The sequence below is a fragment of the Streptococcus sp. 1559 genome, from assembly GCF_013276735.1.
GTDB classification, from domain to species: Bacteria; Bacillota; Bacilli; order Lactobacillales; family Streptococcaceae; genus Streptococcus; species Streptococcus pseudopneumoniae.
Map to the genome: position 1 here is coordinate 40,911 of NZ_VMLO01000045.1, position 20,530 is coordinate 61,440.

The window sequence follows — 20,530 nt, forward strand, 5'->3', positions numbered from 1 at the left end:
TAGAAAGGAATTTTATGTCCATTATTCAAAAACTCTGGTGGTTTTTTAAGCTAGAAAAACGCCGTTATCTAGTCGGAATTGTGGCCTTGGTCTTGGTTTCTGTCCTTAACCTCATTCCCCCAATGGTCATGGGGCGGATCATTGATGCTATCACATTGGGGCAATTAATTCAGAATGAACTACTTATTTACCTATTTTACTTGCTTCTTGCGGCCTTTGGTATGTACTATCTGCGCTATGTTTGGCGTATGTATATTCTTGGGACATCCTACCGTCTGGGGCAGATTATGAGGTCTCGCTTGTTTGAGCATTTTACAAAGATGTCTCCAGCCTTTTATCAAACCTATCGGACGGGGGACTTGATGGCACACGCAACCAATGATATCAATTCTTTGACGAGTCTTGCAGGTGGTGGTGTTATATCTGCGGTGGATGCCTCTATTACAGCTTTAGTGACTTTGCTGACCATGCTCTTTAGCATTTCCTGGCAGATGACTCTAGTTGCAATTTTACCCCTGCCTTTTATGGCATATGCGACCAGTCGTTTGGGAAGAAAGACTCATAAGGTCTTTGGAGAGTCACAGGATGCCTTTTCTGAACTCAATAACAAGGTTCAGGAGTCTGTATCAGGTATCAAAGTGACCAAGTCTTTTGGTTATCAGGCAGATGAGCTGGAGTCCTTTCAGGCAGTCAATGAATTAACCTTCCAAAAGAATCTCCAAACCATGAAATACGATAGACTCTTTGACCCAATGGTTTTCTTGTTTGTTGGATTATCCTATGTTTTAACACTCTTAGTCGGCTCTTTGATGGTTCGGGAGGGGCAGATTACAGTTGGAAATTTGGTCACTTTTATTAGTTATTTGGATATGATGGTCTGGCCTCTCATGGCTATTGGTTTCCTCTTTAATATCACTCAGCGAGGAAAGGTTTCTTACCAGCGGATTGAGAATCTTTTGTCTCAGGAATCATCTGTAAAAGACTCCGAGTTTCCTCTGGATGGTATTGAAAACGGGCGCTTGGAGTATGCTATTGATAACTTTGCTTTTGAAAACGAGGAAACGCTAATGGATATTCACTTTAGTTTGGAAAAAGGGCAAACTCTGGGCTTGGTTGGGCAGACAGGCTCTGGGAAAACATCCTTGATTAAACTCCTCTTGCGTGAGTACGATGTGGATAAGGGAGCTATTTATCTAAATGGTCACGATATTCGCGATTATCGTTTGACAGACCTTCGTAGTCTTATGGGCTACGTCCCTCAGGACCAGTTCCTCTTTGCGACTTCGATTTTAGACAATATTCGCTTTGGCAATCCTAACTTGCCCATTTCAGCGGTCGAGGAAGCGACTAAGCTAGCTCAAGTTTACCAAGACATTGTAGCCATGTCACAGGGATTTGATACGTTGATTGGTGAAAAGGGAGTCAGTCTTTCTGGTGGGCAAAAGCAGCGTCTGGCTATGAGTCGGGCTATGATTTTAGACCCTGATATCTTGATTTTGGATGATTCTTTGTCGGCCGTGGATGCCAAGACAGAGTATGCGATTATCGACAACCTTAAGGAGACGCGAAAGGACAAGACAACCATTATTACGGCTCATCGCCTCAGTGCAGTTGTCCATGCAGATTTGATTTTAGTCCTGCAAAATGGTCAAATCATCGAACGAGGCAGGCACGAAGACTTGCTAGCTTTGGATGGCTGGTATGCCCAAACCTACCAGTCTCAGCAGCTGGAAATGAAGGGAGAAGAAGATGCAGAATAAACAAGAACAATGGGCTGTATTGAAGCGCTTGATATCTTATCTCAAGCCTTATGGTCTTCTGACCTTTTTGGCACTCAGCTTTCTCCTAGCGACTACGGTCATTAAAAGTGTCATTCCCCTTGTGGCTTCCCACTTTATCGACCAGTATCTCAGCAATCTCAATCAACTCGCTGTGACAGTGTTGCTGGCCTACTATGGTCTCTATATCCTGCAAACTCTGGTTCAGTATGTCGGAAATCTTCTCTTTGTACGGGTGTCTTACAGTATTGTGAGGGATATTCGTCGCGATGCCTTTGCCAATATGGAGAAGCTAGGCATGTCTTATTTTGACAAGACGCCAGCAGGCTCTATCGTCTCTCGTTTGACTAATGATACCGAGACAATCAGTGATATGTTTTCGGGGATTTTATCCAGTTTTATCTCAGCAATTTTTATCTTTTTGACAACCCTTTATACCATGTTGGTGTTGGATTTTCGTTTGACAGCATTAGTCCTGCTCTTTCTCCCTTTGATTTTCCTTTTGGTCAATCTCTATCGTAAAAAATCAGTCAAGATTATCGAGAAAACCAGAAGTCTCTTGTCAGATATCAATAGTAAGCTGGTAGAAAATATCGAAGGAATTAGGATTATCCAGGTCTTTAATCAAGAAAAGCGCCAGCAGGCAGAATTTGATGAGATTAACCAAGAACACTTGGTCTATGCCAACCGCTCTGTAGCCTTTGATGCCCTCTTGTTGCGCCCTGCTATGAGTTTGTTGAAACTCCTAGGTTATACTGTCTTAATGGCCTATTTTGGCTACCGTGGTCTTTCTATCGGGATAACGGTCGGGACTATGTATGCTTTTATCCAGTACATCAATCGTCTCTTTGATCCTCTGATTGAAGTAACGCAAAACTTTTCAACCCTGCAAACGTCTATGGTGTCTGCAGGCCGTGTCTTTGCCTTGATTGACGAGGCAACCTATGAGCCTCTTCAAGAAAATAGTCAGGTTGAGGTTGAAGAAGGCAATATTCGTTTTGAACATGTGTGTTTCTCATATGATGGCAAACATCCTATTCTGGATGATATTTCTTTTTCGGTCAACAAGGGTGAAACCATTGCCTTTGTAGGTCATACAGGTTCGGGGAAATCTTCGATTATAAATGTTCTCATGCGCTTTTATGAATTCCAGTCAGGGAGAGTTCTCTTGGATGATGTGGATATCAGGGATTTCAGTCAAGAAGAGCTGAGAAAAAACATCGGTTTGGTCTTGCAGGAACCCTTTCTCTATCATGGAACTATTAAGTCCAATATCGCCATGTACCAAGAAATCAGTGATGATCAGGTTCAGGCTGCGGCAGCCTTTGTGGATGCAGATTCCTTTATTCAAGAACTTCCTAAGGGGTACGACTCCCCTGTGTCTGAGCGTGGATCGAGTTTTTCAACTGGTCAGCGACAGCTTCTTGCCTTTGCCAGAACAGTTGCCAGCCAGCCTAAAATCCTGATTTTGGATGAAGCGACCGCCAATATTGACTCTGAAACAGAAAGCTTGGTTCAAGCTTCTCTGGCGAAGATGAGACAGGGCCGAACAACTATTGCTATCGCTCACCGCCTTTCTACTATTCAAGACGCCAACTGCATCTATGTTTTGGACAAGGGGCGCATTATTGAGAGTGGAACACATGAGGAACTCTTGGCCTTGGGAGGGACCTATCACAAGATGTATAGCTTGCAGGCAGGAGCTATGTCTTAATATTTTTTGAAAATCTCTTAAAACCAGGTCAGCTTTATCTGCAACCTAAAAGCTGTACTTTGATTTTCATTGAGTACCAGAAGGAAATCTTTCAAATTACAGATTTCTTTCACCGCCTTTTCCATTTTGTGGTATAATGAAAAATGTTGACAAATAGTATAATAAAAACAAAGGAGAAACAGCATGCTGAAATGGGAAGACTTGCCCGTGGAAATGAAATCAAGCGAGGTTGAGTCTTACTACCAGCTTGTCTCTAAAAGGAAGAGTTCGCTGATTTTCAAGCGTTGCTTGGATTGGGTTCTAGCCTTGGTAGTACTGGTTCTGACCTCACCCATCTTTCTCATCTTGAGCATTTGGATCAAGTTGGATAGCAAGGGGCCAGTGATTTACAAGCAAGAGCGCGTGACCCAGTACAATCGACCTTTCAAGATTTGGAAGTTCCGTACCATGGTGACGGATGCGGATAAAAAAGGGAGCCTGGTGACTTCTGCTAACGATAGCCGCATTACCAAGGTTGGTAATTTCATCCGCCGTGTGCGTTTGGATGAACTTCCTCAGTTGGTCAATGTCCTGAAAGGCGAAATGTCCTTTGTCGGTACACGACCTGAAGTGCCTCGTTACACAGAGCGGTATAGCCCTGAAATGATGGCGACCTTGCTCTTACCAGCAGGGATTACCTCTCCAACCAGCATCAACTACAAGGATGAGGACACTATCATCAGTCAAATGACGGAGAAAGGTCTGTCGGTTGACCAAGCCTATGTCGAACACGTCCTTCCTGAAAAGATGCGCTATAACCTCGTCTATCTCCGAGAGTTTAGTTTCCTTGGAGACATCAAAATCATGTTTCAAACCGTATTTGAGGTACTAAAATAAAGTAGTCATAAGAGAATGAGTACAGATAAAAGGAGCAAATCAATGCCAAATTACAATATTCCATTTTCACCACCCGATATTACGGAATCAGAAATTGCTGAAGTAGCGGATACCCTTCGTTCTGGTTGGATTACAACAGGTCCTAAGACCAAAGAACTGGAGCGTCGCTTGTCCCAATACACACAGACGCCTAAGACTGTCTGCCTTAACTCTGCGACAGCCGCTCTGGAGTTAATTTTGCGTGTGCTTGAAGTTGGGCCTGGTGATGAAGTCATCGTTCCAGCCATGACCTATACAGCTTCATGTAGTGTCATCACGCACGTAGGAGCGACCCCTGTCATGGTAGATATCCAAGCAGATACGTTTGAAATGGACTATGACTTGCTGGAGCAAGCTATCACTGAGAAAACTAAGGTGATTATCCCAGTAGAGCTCGCAGGGATTGTTTGCGATTATGACCGTTTGTTCCAAGTCGTGGAGAAAAAACGTGACTTCTTTACCGCTTCAAGCAAGTGGCAAAAGGCCTTTAACCGTATTGTCATTGTCTCTGATAGTGCCCACGCTTTGGGATCTACTTATAAAGGACAACCTTCTGGTTCTATCGCTGACTTTACTTCCTTCTCATTCCATGCCGTTAAGAACTTTACAACGGCAGAAGGTGGAAGTGCGACTTGGAAAGCCAATCCAGTGATTGATGACGAAGAGATGTACAAGGAATTCCAAATCCTTTCCCTTCACGGGCAAACTAAGGATGCTCTTGCCAAGATGCAATTGGGGTCATGGGAATACGATATCGTTACACCAGCCTATAAGTGCAACATGACCGATATCATGGCTTCACTTGGTTTGGTACAATTGGACCGCTATCCAAGTTTGTTGCAACGCCGTAAGGACATTGTGGACCGCTATGATAGTGGTTTTGCAGGTTCTCGCATCCATCCTTTGGCACACAAGACTGAAACTGTCGAATCTTCACGCCACCTCTACATCACCCGTGTAGAAGGAGCAAGCCTAGAAGAACGCAACCTCATCATCCAAGAATTGGCTAAAGCAGGAATTGCAAGTAATGTTCACTACAAACCGCTTCCTCTCTTGACAGCCTATAAGAATCTTGGATTTGATATGACGAACTATCCTAAGGCCTATGCCTTCTTTGAGAATGAAATTACCCTCCCTCTTCATACTAAATTAAGCGATGAAGAAGTAGACTATATCATTGAGACTTTCAAAACAGTTTCTGAAAAAGTACTAACTTTATCAAAAAAATGACAAACTACAGACAAGCGAAAGTGATCCTGTCCTTAAAAAGTCTAATTGAGTGTAAAAACTGTTGTTTTCAATTGATAATAGTTTACACCTGTAGTTGAGGCTCCTTTCTCCTCAGAGAGAGAATTTTTATAGGATTTTCCTTTCTTGTGGGAGTCCCGTGGTTTGAAATAAGATGTGAGCAATTTGGTGTAGCATTTAGAATCCTTACTAGACATCATTTAGAAAATCTAGTGTCTTGTTCTAGTTTTCAATTCACCCTATTTTTTGAAAGACGTGAGTTTCCATGAGTGAGATTGTGGAAACTCGCGTCTTTTTTTGTTTTCAGAATATTGTTCAAAGTTTTGTGCCTGTCTTTCATGTTCTAGTCATTCTTTTGCATGATAGAATTTATAGCGTTTTGATATTATAATAATACAAATATCCCATATGTTTAGTGAAGCTTGCTATACATCATTAGATCTCCTGCGAGACAATCTATAAAACACTTGTCTACGATTACCTATATACCCTATTCCAGTATTTTAGAAGCACTGCATCTATTTTTATCGAGGTTAAATCTAGCTTTTATAGAAGGTCTATTTAAGAAATATATTGTAGTGTTTTAGTTTCAATCCGCCATATGAGCGATATTCAGGTAAATATCCCTGGCGAATGCTTGTATGACAAGGTATTTGTTCTTTCATTTATAATTTACAACATATCAATAAATTTAAATATAGTAAATGGGATATTTTATATTCAAGCTAAGAAAGATAGCATCATTTTTAAATGGAAGGCTAAAGAGCAAACTAGGAAGTTGGCCATAGATAGCTCAAAACCCTGCTTTGAGGTTGTAGATATAGTAAAATGAAATAAGAATAGGACAAATCAATCGGGATAGTCAAATCGATTTCTAACAATGTTTTAGAAGTAGAGGTGTACTATTCTAGTTTCAATCTACTATAGAACTGACCAAGTCAGTAACCTAGACTTAGGGCAAGGCGGCACTGACCTAGTTTGAAGAGATTTCCGAAGAGTATAAATTTTAATATTTTCTTGTGTTATTCCTTGACAATTCAATTTGGAAAATATATGATAAAGATAATGACAGCGGTGTCATTCTATCTATTTTAAGAAAAGTAATAATCAATTGTTAAAAAATAGTAAAAAAATTGGAGGTTCTGATGAAATATTTTGTTCCTAATGAGGTATTCAGTATTCGTAAATTAAAGGTGGGGACTTGCTCGGTACTATTGGCAATTTCAATTTTGGGAAGCCAAGGTATTTTATCGGATGAAGTTGTTACTAGTTCTTCACCGATGGCTACAAAAGAGTCTTCTAATGCAATTACTAATGATTTAGATAATTCACCAACTGTTAATCAGAATCGTTCTGCTGAAATGATTGCCTCTAATTCAACCACTAATGGTTTAGATAATTCGTTAAGTGTTAATAGTATCAGCTCTAATGGTACTATTCGTTCTAATTCACAATTAGACAACAGAACAGTTGAATCTACAGTAACATCTACTAATGAAAATAAGAGTTATAAGGAAGATGTTATAAGTGACAGAATTATCAAAAAAGAATTTGAAGATACTGCTTTAAGTGTAAAAGATTATGGAGCAATAGGTGACGGAGTTAATGATGATCGTCAAGCAATTCAAGATACAATAGATGCTGCAGCTAAAGGACTAGGTGGAGGAAATGTATATTTTCCTGAAGGAACTTATTTAGTAAAAGAAATTGTTTTTTTAAAAAGTCATACACACTTAGAATTGAATGAGAAAGCTACAATTCTAAATGGTATAAATATTAAGAATCACCCTTCCATTGTTTTTATGACAGGTTTATTTACGGATGATGGTGCGCAAGTAGAATGGAGCCCAACAGAAGATATTAGTTATTCTGGTGGTACTATTGATATGAACGGTGCTTTGAATGAAGAAGGAACTAAAGCAAAAAATCTACCACTTATAAATTCTTCAGGTGCATTTGCTATTGGGAATTCAAATAACGTAACTATAAAAAATGTAACATTCAAGGATAGTTATCAAGGGCATGCTATTCAAATTGCAGGTTCGAAAAATGTATTAGTTGATAATTCTCGTTTTCTTGGGCAAGCCTTACCCAAAACGATGAAGGATGGGCAAATCATAAGTAAGGAGAGCATTCAGATTGAACCATTAACTAGAAAAGGTTTTCCTTATGCCTTGAATGATGATGGGAAAAAATCTGAAAATGTGACTATTCAAAATTCCTATTTTGGCAAAAGTGATAAATCTGGAGAATTAGTAACAGCAATTGGCACACACTATCAAACATTGTCGACACAGAACCCCTCTAATATTAAAATTTTAAATAATCATTTTGATAACATGATGTATGCAGGTGTACGTTTTACAGGATTCACTGATGTATTAATCAAAGGAAATCGCTTTGATAAGAAAGTTAAAGGAGAGAGTGTACATTATCGAGAAAGCGGAGCAGCTTTAGTAAATGCTTATAGCTATAAAAACACTAAAGACCTATTAGATTTAAATAAACAGGTGGTTATCGCCGAAAATATATTTAATATTGCCGATCCTAAAACAAAAGCGATACGAGTTGCAAAAGATAGTGCAGAATATTTAGGAAAAGTATCAGATATTACTGTAACAAAAAATGTAATTAATAATAATTCTAAGGAAACAGAACAACCAAATATTGAATTATTACGAGTTAGTGATAATTTAGTAGTCTCAGAGAATAGTATATTCGGTGGTAAAGAAGGAATTGTTATTGAGGATTCAAAGGGTAAAATAACCGTTTTAAATAACCAATTTTATAATTTATCCGGTAAGTATATATCATTCATCAAATCTAATGCAAATGAGAAAGAACCTGTTATACGTGATAGCGATGGTAATTTCAATATTGTAACGGAGAATGGGCTTTATAAAATTGTAACAAATAACTTAAGTGATAAAAACGAAAAAGAAAAAAACAAAGAGGAAAAATTTAAAACAAGTTCATATGTGCATGAAAAACAATCTAATTCAAATAATGTAATTGATAGTAACCAGAAGAAAGGAGAGTTTAACTCAAGTAAAGATAATAGACAAATTAATGACAAGATCGACAATAAACAAGATAATAAGACAGAAGAAGTAAACTATAAAATAGTTGGAGATGGCAGAGAAACTGAAAATCATATTAATAAATCTAAAGAAATAGTAGATGTAAAACAAAAATTACCAAAGACTGGTTCGAACAAGATTATGGAACTATTCTTAACAGTGACAGGAATTGGTTTACTTTTGACACTAAAAGGGTTGAAGTATTATGGTAAAGATAAATAAAATTTGTTCGATACAAGGAAGTTCTGTAGAAAATGAGGATACTGTAGGTTCACAAAATCAGTATTTTTGGATTATCGATGGAGCTACAGATTTATATAATTCTAAAGAGGAGATAGGTTATTCAGTCTCAGAAGTTGTACATATTTTATCAGAAAGTTTGTCGGTTAATTGTAAAGAATCAAAAACTCTTAAACAAATATTTGAAACTGCTTTACTAGAGGTTAAAGATGAAATCGGTTTAAACTCATATGAATTAACAGAGTATTATCGCTTACCAACATTTGCTTTTATATTTGCTAAACTTTCAGAAAAAAAGTTGGAGTATATGATGCTAGGTGACTGCGTCATGTTAGTAAACGAAATGGAAATAACTGATCATAGAGTAGATAACTTATTTGAAAAAGGAAAAAATGAGATAAAAGATTCAATTGGTACAAATAGTGCTTTAAATAAAAAAATTATTTTACAAAAAATCAGAAAATTATCTAATCAACCGAGTGGGTACTGGATAGGTTCGTTGGATGAGAGATTTTTAGACCATGCTATTATTAATCAAATAGATGTTACTAGTGAACAAATTGTTTTAATGAGCGATGGCTTTTATGAATTCTATCAAAATAATCAAAATAAGACTTTTGAAGAGTTAATTAAGATGAGATTTAATTCTTCTGCTATTGATCCAATCTATGGAAAGAAGGATGATGCAAGTATTCTAGTTATTGATGTTTGATATATTGTTTAAAATATTAATTGTTACTATTGAACTTTGTTAAGAAGAGGTACCTAAATGTTAAGGTTATATTTAGAAAATGAAATTATAGAATTATCAAATAATTTAGAGACTATTTGGGTATCTGTGCTTGATAAATACGAGAAGTTATTTGAATATTTATCAAATGAAGAACGAGTAGAATTGATTAAAGAAGATTTAATCATAAATGAGTCAGTTCTAAATATTGATAAAAAAGGATTTGAGTTAATTTGTTTACAACATCCTGTTTCATATGACTTAAGAAGAATTATTAGTGTAATAAAAATATCAACTGACATTGAACGTATTGGGGATAGAATTGTTGAAATTTTAAAAAATCTACAGATTATTCAAAATAATGAAAATTTGAAGAAAATTATTTCAGAAATAAAAATACTTCATGAAGTTATCGGACTGCATATGAATAGGGCTATATCTTGTTATAGAGAGGAACAATCTGGATGTTTAGATATGGTTGTTATACAAAAACAGAATGAGATAGAAGAGCTTAGTATAAATATTGAAAAGAAAATAATGAATTACATATTTGAAGATGATGGGAACGTTTCTGAAGTAATTGGTGCTTTAGATATTATTCATCACCTTGATAAAATTGCTCATACTACGCAAGCAATTTATAAATGGATAATGTATAGAAAATATGGGAACATAAATTAGAAAGAAAAATATATGAAAACAATTATTGATAATTTTGTTGATAGAGTAATTGAATACGGAATGTATAATGAAATTGACAAAATATATGTGAAAAATAGAGTACTAGCGTTAATAGGTGAGGAGGGAACTGATCGTATTTCCGATGAAAATGACCTGAAACAAATAAAAGATTGCTTAGTGGAAATCGCCTTAAAAAACGGTAAAATTAAAGATTTAATTGAGGAAAAGGAATGTTTAGGAGCAGAGTTAATGAATTTCATAGTTCCTTTACCTAGTCGATTAAATGATATTTTTTGGAGTTCATATGATATATCACCTCAAGAAGCAGTTGAAGAATTTTATAAGTTAAGTAAAGATAGTGATTATATTAAAACTTCTGCTATTGCTAAGAATATTGAGTTTAGAGCATCAACTAAATATGGAGAGCTAGAGATTACGATAAATTTGTCAAAACCCGAAAAAGATCCAAAAACAATTGCTGCTGAAAAATTAGTAAAAGCAACTAATTATCCCAAATGTTTACTATGTATGGAAAATGAAGGATATCAGGGGCGAATAAATTATCCAGCACGTTCGAATCATAGAATTATTCGGTTGAAACTTGGTGACGAAGTATGGGGATTCCAGTATTCTCCCTACTCATACTTTAATGAGCATGCGATATTTTTAAATAGTCAACATGTACCAATGGCTATTACCTCTAAAACATTTGAACAATTATTGGAGATTGTTGATATTTTGCCAGGATATTTTGCTGGTTCAAATTCTGATCTTCCTATCTCAGGAGGCTCCATTCTTAGTCATAACCACTACCAGGGAGGGAAACATATTTTCCCAATGGAAAAAGCAAAATTTGAGAGTGAATTTCGTTTTAAAGACTTTGAGGATATTAATGCTGGTATTGTAAAATGGCCAATGTCAGTAATTAGGTTACAAAGTGAAAATAAAAATCGCTTGTTAGATTTAGCTACTAAAATTCTAAATAAGTGGAGAGAATATTCAGATTTAGAAGTAGACATCATTGCTATGACTGAAGATGTCCCACACCATACGGTGACTCCTATTGCTCGTAAAGTGGACGGGAGATATGAATTAGATATTGTTCTAAGAGATAATCATACTACTGAACAATACCCAGATGGTGTTTTCCATCCTCATCAAGATGTACAACATATTAAAAAGGAAAATATCGGATTAATCGAAGTGATGGGACTTGCGATATTACCACCTCGTTTGAAACCAGAGTTAGAAGAAGTTGGAAAATATCTTTTAGGAGAGGAAAACGCAATTGCGGATTATCATTTAGAATGGGCCGACCAATTGAAAGAAAAATATCCTAACATTAAAAAAGAAGAGGTTAATAGCGTAGTTCAACACGAAGTAGGACAAGCATTTGCGAGAGTCCTAGAAGATGCAGGTGTTTATAAGAATACTTCATCTGGACATGAAGCGTTTATGAGATTTGTTAAGTCGGTTGGAATTAATTAGGAGGAAACCCAAATGGCAATATTGGTAACAGGCGGAGCTGGTTATATTGGTAGCCATACCGTAGTAGAATTACTAAATTTAGGAAAGGAAGTTATCATTGTCGACAACCTTTCGAATTCTAGCATCTTGGTGCTAGACCGTATTGAAGCAATTACAGGAATACGTCCTGTGTTTTACGAATTAGATGTTTGTGATAAACAAGCATTGAGAAAGGTATTTGAACAAGAATCGATTGATGCTGCAATTCATTTTGCAGGTTATAAAGCTGTCGGAGAATCCGTGCAAAAGCCTGTGATGTACTACAAAAATAATATTATGAGTACATTGGCACTTGTTGAAGTGATGTCAGAATTTAATGTTAAAAAGATTGTCTTTTCTTCAAGCGCGACTGTATATGGAATTAACAATCAGTCACCTCTAATTGAGACGATGCAAACAAGTGCGACAAATCCTTATGGGTATACGAAAGTGATGCTTGAGCAAATTTTAAAAGATGTTCATGTGGCAGATTCAGAATGGAGTATTGCGTTGCTTCGTTATTTCAATCCAATTGGTGCTCATGAGTCTGGGCTTATTGGGGAAGATCCCTCAGGAATTCCTAACAACTTGATGCCTTATATTGCACAAGTAGCGGTAGGTAAGCTGTCAGAGCTAAGTGTGTTCGGAAATGATTATGATACGCTTGATGGTACTGGTGTGCGTGATTATATCCATGTAGTAGATTTAGCAATAGGACATATAAAAGCTTTAGAAAAAGTATCTGAAAAAACAGATGTTTATATCTATAACCTAGGCTCGGGAGAAGGCACTAGTGTATTACAACTTGTAAATACATTTGAAAGTGTTAATAAGATCCCTATTCCTTATAAAATAGTTCCAAGACGTTCAGGAGACGTTGCAACTTGTTATGCAAATGCAGACAAAGCATATAAGGAATTAAATTGGAGAACAACAAAATCGATTGAAGACATGTGTAGAGATACATGGAATTGGCAATCAAAAAATCCCAATGGCTATAATTGATGATACTGTCTATATGAGTGCTGTATTTTGGAAAAATTACTTAACCTTTTAATGAAAGATAAATTAAAAAAATGTTTGACAGCGCTTGACAAAGGAAACGGTTTCATTGTATAATGTAAACATGATGACACCGATGTCAAATATAAAAAAAGAAGGTCTTTATATGAAAAACTTAACAAAAATTAAGTTCAAAGAGAATGGGGAATTTAATCATTTCCCTGGGAATACAGTTGTAGCAAATCTTTATACTAAACAAGATTTGATGGAAGTTGTTGATATTATTCAATCACGTTATAGAGAATTACCATTTATCGATAAGTTTACTTTAACTCCAAGGAATTCTATTCACATGACTGTAATTGAATTGTTGTGCCATGAAAATCGTGAAACGGAGTTTTGGAGCAGTAATCTTCCTCTAGATACACCTTTACAGGAAATACATGATTACTTTGCTAAACAACTTGAAATTTTTCCATTGTTGGATGAAGAAATTCATATGCGTATAACTGAAATGGGAAAACAAAACATACTAGTTGAACCTGCAGATGAAGCTTCTGCAAAGAGATTAGAAGAAATTCGTACTTATGTCTCAGAAAAAGCAGGTGTTCGTTTCCCTAATCATGATAGATATCAATTCCATATTTCAATTGGGTATCTTCGGATTCCTCTAACCGAAGAGGAGGAAGAAGAGTTTACTAAAGTCAGAGCAGAATTAACTGAAATTTTATTAGAGAAGATTTCAACTATTACTGTAAACCGTATTGACTATACTGTATTTGAAGATATGAGACAATTTGTTCCATATCACGAAAAATTTAAATAAAATAATAAAAAAGGAGAACTTATCATGAAAAAAATGAAAGTTTGGTCTACTGTACTTGCAACGGGAGTTGCTCTTACTACACTTGCTGCTTGCTCTGGAGGTTCAAATTCTACGACTGCTTCTTCATCTGAAGAAAAAGCTGATAAAAGTCAAGAATTAGTAATCTATTCGAACTCAGTCTCAAATGGTCGTGGTGATTGGTTAACTGCTAAAGCAAAAGAAGCTGGTTTTAATATAAAAATGGTTGATATCGCTGGCGCTCAATTAGCAGACCGTGTTATTGCTGAGAAGAATAATGCAGTTGCAGATATGGTATTTGGAATTGGTGCTGTTGATTCAAATAAAATTAGAGATCAAAAATTACTAGTACAGTACAAGCCTAAATGGTTAGATAAGATTGATCAATCTTTATCAGATAAAGATAATTATTATAATCCTGTGATTGTTCAACCATTAGTTTTAATTGGGGCGCCTGATGTAAAAGAAATGCCTAAAGATTGGACTGAATTAGGTAGTAAGTATAAAGGTAAATATTCAATTTATGGTCTTCAAGGTGGTACAGGACGGGCAATTCTAGCAAGTATCTTAGTTCGTTATCTTGATGAAAAAGGTGATTTAGGAGTATCGGAAAAGGGCTGGGAAGTTGCAAAAGAATACTTTGCAAATGCCTATACTCTTCAAAAAGGTGAAAGCTCAGTTGTTAAAGCGTTAGATAAAGAAAGCCCAATTCAATACGGTATGATCTGGGGTTCTGGAGCGTTAATCGGACAAAAAGAACAAAATGTTGAATTCAAAGTTATGACTCCTGAGATTGGTGTACCATTTGTAACTGAACAAACTATGGTTTTAAGCACTAGTAAAAAACAAGCGTTAGCTAAAGAATTTATTGATTGGTTTGGTCAAACAGAAATTCAAGTAGAATATAGTAAAAAATTTGGATCTATTCCTGCCAATAAAGATGCCCTAAAAGAGTTACCTGAAGATACGAAAAAATTTGTTGATCAAGTGAAACCACAAAATATTGACTGGGAAGCTGTTGGAAAGCATTTGGATGAATGGGTAGAAAAAGCTGAATTAGAATACGTAAAATAAGAAATAAGAGTTATTTTTTATGTCCAAGTCTCTCTATTATTTCTAAATTTATGGAAGAAATAAAGAGAGGCTTTTGGTTTTAGTGATAGAGGGAGTTAGTGAGATGATTAAATTTGATAATATTCAAATTAAATATGGTGATTTTGTTGCAATTGATAATCTGAATTTAGATATACATGAAGGGGAATTCTTTACTTTTCTTGGGCCTTCAGGATGTGGTAAATCAACTACTTTGAGAGCTTTGGTAGGTTTTCTAAATCCATCATCAGGAAGTATTGAAGTTAATGGAACAGATGTCACTCATTTGGAACCTGAAAAGCGTGGAATTGGTATTGTATTTCAATCTTATGCGCTATTTCCAACTATGACTGTTTTTGATAATATTGCATTTGGTTTAAAAGTTAAGAAGGTAGCTCCAGATGTTATTAAAGCTAAAGTATCAGCAGTAGCAGCAAAAATTAAGATCTCTAATCAACAGTTACAGCGTAATGTATCAGAATTATCTGGGGGTCAACAACAAAGGGTAGCATTGGCTCGTGCTCTGGTTCTTGAACCTAAAATTCTTTGTCTAGATGAACCATTGTCAAACCTTGACGCAAAATTACGTGTAGATTTGAGAAAAGAGTTGAAAAGACTTCAAAAAGAGTTAGGTATTACTACTTTATATGTTACTCATGATCAAGAGGAAGCCTTGACTTTATCTGATAGAATTGCAGTCTTTAACAATGGATACATCGAACAGGTCGGTACACCAGTAGAAATTTATCATAATTCTCAAACTGAATTTGTATGTGATTTTATTGGAGATATTAATGTTTTGACCGATGAAACAGTCCACGAAGTATTATTGAAAAATACAAGCGTTTTCTTAGAAGATAAAAAAGGATACATTCGATTAGAGAAAGTTCGATTCAATCGTGAAACTGAACAAGATTTCACTCTAAAAGGGACAATTATTGATGTTGAGTTTTCTGGAGTTACAATTCACTATACAATAAAAGTTTCTGAAAGTCAGATTCTTAATGTAACAAGTATTGATAGTCAGGCTGCTATTAGATCTGTCGGAGAAAGTGTGGAATTATTTATCACTCCATCAGACGTTCTGCAATTTTAAGGAGGTGCAGTATGCGTCATAAATTAAATTTAAAAGATTGGCTTATTCGTTTAGGGTTAATCTGGTTCTTAGTAACATTTATTATTTATCCAAACTTTGATCTAGTAGTGAATGTATTTGTAAAAGGAGGAGAATTTTCCCTTGATGCTGTACATCGTGTTCTAAAATCTCAGAGGGCACTTCAGAGTATTATGAACAGTTTTAAGTTAGCATTTTCACTCATTATTACAGTTAATGTCGTAGGTATTCTTTGTGTTCTATTTACAGAGTACTTTGATATTAAAGGTGCTAAAATTTTAAAATTAGGTTATATGACCTCTTTAATTTATGGAGGAGTGGTTTTAGCGACTGGATATAAATTTGTCTATGGTCCTTATGGATTGATTACAAAATTTTTACAAAATATTATCCCTTCTTTAGACCCTAACTGGTTTATTGGGTATGGTGCAGTCTTATTCATTATGACATTTTCAGGAACGGCTAATCATACATTGTTTTTAACAAATACAATTCGAAGCGTTGACTATCACACTATTGAGGCTGCTCGAAATATGGGAGCAAAACCATTTACTGTTTTCCGAAAAGTAGTGTTACCAACCTTAATTCCAACTCTATTTGCACTTACTATTATGGTTTTTCTTAGTGGTTTATCTGCAGTAGCAGCACCCATGATTGTTGGTGGTAAAGAATTTCAAACTATAAATCCAATGATTATTACATTTGCAGGGATGGGGAATTCTCGTGATTTAGCTGCCTTACTTGCAATTATTTTAGGTATTGCAACTACAATTTTGCTTACTATCATGAATAAGATAGAAAAAGGTGGAAATTATATTTCTATCTCTAAGACTAAAGCGCCTCTTAAAAAACAAAAAATTGCGTCTAAGCCTTGGAATATCATTGCTCACATTGTAGCATATGGATTGTTCACAGTTTTCATGCTTCCACTAATTTTTATAGTATTATACTCATTTACAGATCCAGTTGCAATTCAAACAGGTAACTTAACATTATCAAACTTTACTTTAGAAAATTATCGCTTATTCTTTAGTAATAGTGCGGCATTCTCTCCATTCTTGGTCAGCTTTATTTATTCTATTATTGCTGCGACAACAGCAACAATTCTCGCAGTTGTATTTGCTCGTGTTGTCAGAAAACATAAATCTCGTTTTGATTTCTTATTTGAATATGGTGCTCTACTTCCTTGGTTACTACCAAGTACACTTTTAGCAGTAAGTTTATTATTTACTTTTAATCAGCCACAATTTCTTGTCTTGAATCAGATTTTGGTAGGTAGTTTGGTAATTCTACTTATTGCATATATAGTTGTAAAAATCCCATTTTCTTATAGAATGGTACGTGCTATTTTATTTAGTGTTGATGATGAGATGGAAGATGCAGCAAGAAGTATGGGTGCTTCACCTTTTTATACTATGATGAAGGTTATCATTCCATTTATTTTACCGGTTGTTCTCTCTGTTATTGCTTTAAACTTTAACTCTTTATTAACTGACTTCGACTTATCTGTATTCCTTTACCATCCCCTAGCTCAACCATTAGGTATTACGATTCGATCTGCAGGTGATGAAACAGCAACATCTAATGCACAAGCTCTGGTATTTGTTTATACAATTGTTCTGATGATTGTTTCTGGAACTGTATTATACTTCACACAAAGACCGGGGCGTAAAGTAAGGAAATAATCATGACAGCCACTAGTCTTGGGTTATCACATATTGAAATAGTTGTCAGGATTGTTTTATCAGTAGTTATTGGTGGTGTAATTGGTTTAGAGAGAGGAAGTAAATCTCAACCAGCAGGTATTCGTACACATAGTATTGTTTGTCTGGCTGCATGTTTAATTATGATGACGAATGAATACGTATCTTATAAATTTGGTACAGGAGATCCTACACGCTTAGGTGCGCAGGTTATATCAGGTGTTGGTTTTCTTGGGGCTGGAACAATACTTATTACAGATAAAAAGAAAATAACTGGTTTAACAACTGCAGCAGGCATTTGGGCTTCGGCAGGAATTGGATTAGCTATTGGAGTAGGTTTTTATGAGGGAGCTCTTTTAGTAGCCATTTCTGTTTGGGGTGTGATATCCATGTTCCAACCACTAAAAAAATATCTACGAAATCGTTCTAAAATGATTGAATTGTATATAGTGGTTAAATCTACAGAAGCCTATAATCGTGTATTGGTTTATTGTGCAGAAAATGGTATCAGAATGACCGATTCAAGAACAGCGTTTGGAGATGTTAATTCTGACAGAATTGAATACTTTGATGTTCCAGACAAAAAAATAGCGTCATTTATTACTCTGGAATTATCAGGTAGATTTGAACATCTTCGTTTGATGGAAGAAATTGCTAATATTGTAGGTGTTATTTATGTCGAAGAAATTAGCTGAAATTTAGTAAACAAAGGGACAGATGTTTTTGTCCTTTTGTTTTTTAGATGTTTTAATCATCTAATTTTTGAGTAGATTTTTGCTCAGAGGTTTTTATGAAAGATTATAAAATCAATTTTGATTTAGGTAAAATAGAATATTTTGATAATAATTGTTTGATACAAGTATACAAATTTATTTCTTTTTATGATATTTATGAAATGGTGTTTGCCTTTCATTTATCTCCTGATGAGTTGATAACAAATGTTATCTTTAAAGAAAAAATTAACTCTATGTTAAAATGTTACATTGACAGGCTATTATATTTTTTTATAAATCCTACACATTTTACTGAAAAAGTTAATCTACAATTTTATGGTAGTTTTTTCTCATATGAATTTATTTGTCGTGAAGTTGGAAACATTCTTAAAAATAAAGGTGTGAAATGCAATTTAAACTTTTTTGAAGGGGAAGAATATTTGTAAAATTAATTTTGTGAATTTGTGGATCTTAAATAATTTACTAAATTCTCTTGTTAAAAAAAATTAAATATTGTATAGTAATATTAGAATGTTCGTAATGGAGGACTGAAATGAAAAATATAAATGGGAAAAAAGTAACTATTTATGACATTGCACGTTTATCAGTTTTTTCTCCAAAAACAGTTTCACGAGTTATTAATGGTGGAGTAAATGTTAAAGAAGAAACTTATCAAGCGATTCAAAAAGTTATAGAGGAATTGTCGTATATTCCAAATGCGTATGCAAAAAATTTAACTAAAAAAGAAGCTATAAATATATTGATTTCTGTAAAAAAAATCGACTCTTTTCCTTTAATTTGGTTTCAAACTTTATTAGATAAAGTTTTACAAACTTGTAAAGAGTATGGTGTTAATGCTATAGTTGAGTACTTTGGAGAGGAGGATACAATTAGTAATTCAATTATATCAAGCACAGGTAGCCTAGTAGATGGTGTTATTGTTTTTTATGAAAGTGTAGATGATATCAGAATTCAGTATTTAAAGAAGAACCATATGCCTTTTCTTGTTTTCGGTGAATCTCAAACGTCTGGAGTAGTCTATGTATCTAATAATAATTTTCAAGCTACTTATGATATGATGAAAGCTGTAACTGAAGAAAAATTTAAAAATATGTGGTTGCTTATGGGAGGAGAATCTCATGTTAATAAGGATCGTGAAAGAGGTGTGCGTTCTTTTCTGAATGATAAAAATTACTTTATGGATTTAAAAGTCATTTATGGCTTATCTACAATTGATTCAGTTTATTCTTATGCAATGCAGCACTTGACTACCCAAAATGATCCGGACATTATTTTTGTTTCAGGAGATGAAAAGGTTCAGGGCTTGATTCGTGCGTGCTATGAGAAAGGAATTCTTATTCCAGATGATATTTCTATCATTGGATTTGATAATATTCCTATTTCTCAGTATTATACTCCAGCTTTGTCTACAATTGCTCCCAATTATGTTAAATTGGCTAAAGAAATGATAGAAGGTGTTTTAGCAATTATTAAAGGGGAAAGTGTCACATCTGTTGAAGTTTCTCCTAAATTTGTTAGGAGACAGAGTTTCTAGTATTGTTTAATTCTTGAAAATCCTAGTGGAAAAGATGGAGTGTTCTAAAATAAGTTCTGTTTAGCCTCCATTCAGTTTCTATTGAGTTGGATCCAATTTCTAACAAGTGGGACATGTTCATGTTCGATCTAAGGAAGACATGGTCACATTCGAATGATATTTTCAAAAAAATCGTAAAAAAGTCTTGACAAAGAAAAAACAAAGTATTAAAATAAGTTCAACAAATCAGAAAAGTAACTATTTTTGATCTTCAGGGAGCCTGTGGTGATTGTGAATAGGTGGTTGGAAGTAGTGAAAGTGGGCTGATTTAAAAAATGAATTTGAAACAATGAAAATTCGGTGCGCACACCTTACAGTGCAGCTTGTTGTTAGACAAGGCAGAGATGTAAAGGAGATAGTTCCTTTATAATTGAGGTGGCACCGCGTTACCAACGCCCTCACATGGAAGTAGATTCCGTGTGTGGGCTTTTTTCTATCCGTCATTTTGTTTATCTTTTATTAGGGCCTTAAGTCGCTTTGATGAACTTGAGTTTTATCTACAGCTCCTTGCCTGTTACTAAAAATAAACAAAAAGCTGAATTAATATGGAAAAAGCTAGTAATACTCAATGAAAAT

Annotated in this window: 17 protein-coding genes and 1 other annotated feature; all 17 genes read left to right on the forward strand. The window is 35.1% G+C overall.

The annotated features are described in order from the left end of the window. Positions 1 to 14: 14 nt before the first annotated feature. On the forward strand, positions 15 to 1,760 hold the full coding sequence (locus HT688_RS07015) for an ABC transporter ATP-binding protein (protein ID WP_172923677.1): 1,746 nt from the start codon (positions 15 to 17) through the stop codon (positions 1,758 to 1,760). Next, positions 1,750 to 3,492, forward strand: a complete 1,743-nt coding sequence (locus HT688_RS07020) for an ABC transporter ATP-binding protein (protein ID WP_001180122.1) — start codon at positions 1,750 to 1,752, stop codon at positions 3,490 to 3,492. Before HT688_RS07015 ends, HT688_RS07020 begins: the two co-directional genes overlap by 11 nt. A gap of 183 nt (positions 3,493 to 3,675) precedes the next feature. Then, a complete protein-coding gene (locus HT688_RS07025; RefSeq protein ID WP_000922216.1) occupies positions 3,676 to 4,368 on the forward strand; it encodes a sugar transferase in 693 nt (230 codons plus the stop codon). Positions 4,369 to 4,410: 42 nt separating this feature from the next. Further along, entirely contained in the window at positions 4,411 to 5,637 is a 1,227-nt protein-coding gene (locus HT688_RS07030; protein WP_084675178.1) for a DegT/DnrJ/EryC1/StrS family aminotransferase, read from the forward strand. A 619-nt stretch (positions 5,638 to 6,256) separates the two neighbouring features. Continuing rightward, entirely contained in the window at positions 6,257 to 6,487 is a 231-nt protein-coding gene (locus tag HT688_RS07035) for a hypothetical protein (RefSeq protein WP_023932599.1), read from the forward strand. 313 nt (positions 6,488 to 6,800) lie between these two features. Beyond that, on the forward strand, positions 6,801 to 8,957 hold the full coding sequence (pfbA, locus tag HT688_RS07040) for a multi-ligand-binding adhesin PfbA (protein WP_172922062.1): 2,157 nt from the start codon (positions 6,801 to 6,803) through the stop codon (positions 8,955 to 8,957). Further along, positions 8,941 to 9,687, forward strand: coding sequence for a protein phosphatase 2C domain-containing protein (locus HT688_RS07045; protein ID WP_084675176.1), 747 nt, complete (start codon positions 8,941 to 8,943; stop codon positions 9,685 to 9,687). Before pfbA ends, HT688_RS07045 begins: the two co-directional genes overlap by 17 nt. Positions 9,688 to 9,744: 57 nt before the next feature. Continuing rightward, a complete protein-coding gene (locus HT688_RS07050; protein ID WP_084675175.1) occupies positions 9,745 to 10,386 on the forward strand; it encodes a phosphate signaling complex PhoU family protein in 642 nt (213 codons plus the stop codon). Positions 10,387 to 10,398: 12 nt separating this feature from the next. Further along, on the forward strand, positions 10,399 to 11,874 hold the full coding sequence (gene galT, locus HT688_RS07055; RefSeq protein ID WP_172922061.1) for a UDP-glucose--hexose-1-phosphate uridylyltransferase: 1,476 nt from the start codon (positions 10,399 to 10,401) through the stop codon (positions 11,872 to 11,874). 12 nt (positions 11,875 to 11,886) lie between these two features. Continuing rightward, positions 11,887 to 12,897: a UDP-glucose 4-epimerase GalE gene (gene galE / locus HT688_RS07060; protein ID WP_000996560.1), complete on the forward strand. Its 1,011-nt coding sequence runs from the start codon at positions 11,887 to 11,889 to the stop codon at positions 12,895 to 12,897. A gap of 163 nt (positions 12,898 to 13,060) precedes the next feature. Next, positions 13,061 to 13,720 carry a DUF1868 domain-containing protein gene (locus HT688_RS07065; protein ID WP_023941554.1) on the forward strand — a complete coding sequence of 220 codons (660 nt, stop codon included), beginning with the start codon at positions 13,061 to 13,063 and terminating at the stop codon, positions 13,718 to 13,720. 24 nt (positions 13,721 to 13,744) lie between these two features. Then, positions 13,745 to 14,812 (forward strand): extracellular solute-binding protein, encoded by a 1,068-nt coding sequence (locus HT688_RS07070; protein WP_023941553.1) that lies wholly within the window; start codon positions 13,745 to 13,747, stop codon positions 14,810 to 14,812. A gap of 103 nt (positions 14,813 to 14,915) precedes the next feature. Next, complete coding sequence (locus HT688_RS07075) at positions 14,916 to 15,926, forward strand: ABC transporter ATP-binding protein (RefSeq protein ID WP_172923678.1); 1,011 nt, start codon at positions 14,916 to 14,918, stop codon at positions 15,924 to 15,926. An 11-nt stretch (positions 15,927 to 15,937) separates the two neighbouring features. Then, complete coding sequence (locus HT688_RS07080; protein ID WP_001216175.1) at positions 15,938 to 17,629, forward strand: ABC transporter permease; 1,692 nt, start codon at positions 15,938 to 15,940, stop codon at positions 17,627 to 17,629. A gap of 2 nt (positions 17,630 to 17,631) precedes the next feature. Next, positions 17,632 to 18,342 carry an MgtC/SapB family protein gene (locus HT688_RS07085; protein WP_000127549.1) on the forward strand — a complete coding sequence of 237 codons (711 nt, stop codon included), beginning with the start codon at positions 17,632 to 17,634 and terminating at the stop codon, positions 18,340 to 18,342. A gap of 95 nt (positions 18,343 to 18,437) precedes the next feature. Then, on the forward strand, positions 18,438 to 18,806 hold the full coding sequence (locus tag HT688_RS07090; protein ID WP_000656297.1) for a hypothetical protein: 369 nt from the start codon (positions 18,438 to 18,440) through the stop codon (positions 18,804 to 18,806). Between the two features lie 107 nt (positions 18,807 to 18,913). Next, positions 18,914 to 19,915 (forward strand): LacI family DNA-binding transcriptional regulator, encoded by a 1,002-nt coding sequence (locus HT688_RS07095; protein ID WP_172923679.1) that lies wholly within the window; start codon positions 18,914 to 18,916, stop codon positions 19,913 to 19,915. A 211-nt stretch (positions 19,916 to 20,126) separates the two neighbouring features. Next, positions 20,127 to 20,357 (forward strand) — a binding site (T-box leader). Positions 20,358 to 20,530: the final 173 nt, after the last annotated feature.